Source organism: Thermovirga sp. (genome assembly GCA_012523215.1).
Taxonomy (GTDB): Bacteria; Synergistota; Synergistia; order Synergistales; family Thermovirgaceae; genus 58-81.
This window is the reverse complement of the sequence record JAAYIZ010000277.1, coordinates 1-2,293: the sequence shown is the minus strand read 5'-3', so window position 1 is coordinate 2,293 and position 2,293 is coordinate 1. Positions and strand designations below refer to the sequence as shown.

2 protein-coding genes are annotated in these 2,293 nt (G+C 58.6%); both read right to left on the bottom strand.

What is annotated here, in order from left to right; translation table 11 throughout:
• Positions 1-1,807 (bottom strand): hypothetical protein (locus tag GX108_07530; GenBank protein NLO56883.1); only part of this gene is annotated, 1,807 nt, incomplete at its 3' end.
• Between the two features lie 49 nt (positions 1,808-1,856).
• A partial coding sequence (locus GX108_07525; GenBank protein ID NLO56882.1) for a preprotein translocase subunit SecA occupies positions 1,857-2,293 on the bottom strand: 437 nt, incomplete at its 5' end.

Below are 2,293 nucleotides of genomic sequence, written 5' to 3'. Positions count from 1 at the left end.
AAGGCACAGTGGCCTCGATCCAGCCAAGCTGCTGTCGTACGACGTTCGCCAGGGCCTGTCGGGCCTGTTCTTCCAGCCTGGCCGTCGAGACGATGGTCTTCTGTTCCGCCACCAGAGTGCTTCCCTTCCTCACTCTCATGGATTCCTCCAGTTTGACCTGCCCCATATCGTAGGGCCGGGTGGCCGGAAGGACCATGACCTTGAAACCCTCGGGGAGGCGAATGCTGGCCGTTTGTTCAAAGACAAAGGGGAAACGTATATCTCCTGCATCCCTTTTTTCGGCTATTGAATGTTGCCAGGGCATCATCACCGAGGGCATCCTGAGGAGCAGTCCCTCACCTCCGGGTATGGCGACCCTGGCATGGAGAGGGACCTTGACCCTCAGTCCCGTTCCAGGCGTTTCCACCGAGGCTTCCTGAAAGGAGAACCCGGGAATGGAAGGCCAGGTGAAGGAAGCTAACATCCTGGCGGCGGTATCTTCCCCGATGGCTCCGTCACCGTTCACTACCTCAACCCAGGCACCCCCGGCGGTGATCGCCAGTTCGCCCGTAGCCATGCCATCCGGGGCGACTTCAATGACCCAATTGACCGAAAGCCGATGATCTCCCGGACCTCCCGAGGGCAAGGTGTTTCGCAAAGGAGTGCTCCCGTCCAGGGAATAGAGGGTCCTCCCCCAGAGTCCGGGTGGCATGGAGCCGGGTTTAACGGCCTGCCCTATCTCGAAGATAAAGGGTTTCCCCCCAGGGGGGGTTACGGACAGTACGGGTTTTCTCCACGCTTTTACCGTCGCGGGAGACAAATCTCCGAGGGAAACCCGCGAATCCCAGCAGGCTTCCACGCTCCAACCAGCCCTTCGCAACCAGTTCCCAAGGAGAAAGGAGGCCTCCCACACCGTCCAGGGCCCTTCTGCAGGGATACTGTCCGGGTTCCTGACGAGATCGGGGGGCAGCGAAGATTCGATGAGCTCGGGGCCGTTCACGTACTCCATTATCCGGACCCCCCTTCTCGACTTGTCGGGATCATTCATGAAGGAAGCTACCCGCGAAGGGGGGGTAGCTTCGAGGGAGGCGGCCAACGTGGAGACGGCACCAAGCGAGTATTGAAGGCCCTTCCTGAGGCTGAATATCAACCAGCGCCCCTTCTCCGGGGAGAGGGAGGATTCTTCGAGGACAGGGGTATTGATGATGCTCCAGGTATAGGTATCCTCGACGCCGCTCCTGCTCACCTGGGGATCGGGAAGATTTTCCCCTTGCCAGGCTGGTTCGGCTCCGGAGGGCAGCTCCAAGGTGATCCTCTGTTCCCACTGGGCCAGGTCAAGGTCGATGGGGACAGCATCCTCGAGGTTCATCCTCGTCGGAAAGACTTCGCGATAGGATAAGGCGAGGATATTGTCCTCGAAGCTGTTGGGAAACCTCACCTCGATGACCCGGACTCCACCTCTTTCGATCTCCCTCGGGATCAGGGGGAACCGGATCCGGCGGCTGTTAGGGTCATAAAGCGCTGATTCCAGGACGGAGGCCTCGCCTCCCTCGGGGATGACGATCTCCCAGTTTCTCCATCTGTCCGGGAGCTCCTCGCCTTCATGAAGAAAGAGGGTCGTAACCCGCTCCGTTCTTCCATCGGCCAAAAGCCGAAAATTGATATCTCTCAGGATCACGGTCCCCTTCCCCGATCCCAAGGTTTCCAGGGAAGGCGCCTCATCCAGGGATTTCGAGAGAAGAGCCGGAATGTCCTGCCCATGGGCCGTCCCGGAAAGGATGAACACTACCGACAGGACCAGCGTTAAAAAGAAGGATCTCGATCTCAAAGGAATCACTCCCTCGTATTCGTGGATGCGACAGGGGCCGATCCAGTTCTCAGACGTTCTTACCGCAACAATGCTTATACTTTTTACCGCTGCCGCAGGGGCAAGGTTGGTTCCTTCCAATCCTCGGAGCGCTTCTTACCGGCTGGGATCGCGGGGAATCATCCGGACCACCGGTTGGAGGCGGCAGTACCGCATCACGGATCTCCCTCCGGGAGCCCACGGTCTTGGCGGGCTCCGACTCCGGTGTCATCACCGTGACCCTGAAAAAGTACTGGGCGAAGGAGAGCCGGATCCGTTCCATCATCTCCTGGAAAAGATTATAGGATTCAAACTGGTATTCAAGAAGTGGATCCTTCTGTCCTATAGCCCGCAGGCCGATCCCCCTTCTCAGTTCATCCATGGCCAGGAGGTGCTCCTTCCAGGCTGAATCCAGCACGTTGAGGAGCAGAAACCTTATCATCTCGCTGGCGTTATCGGTTCCCAGTT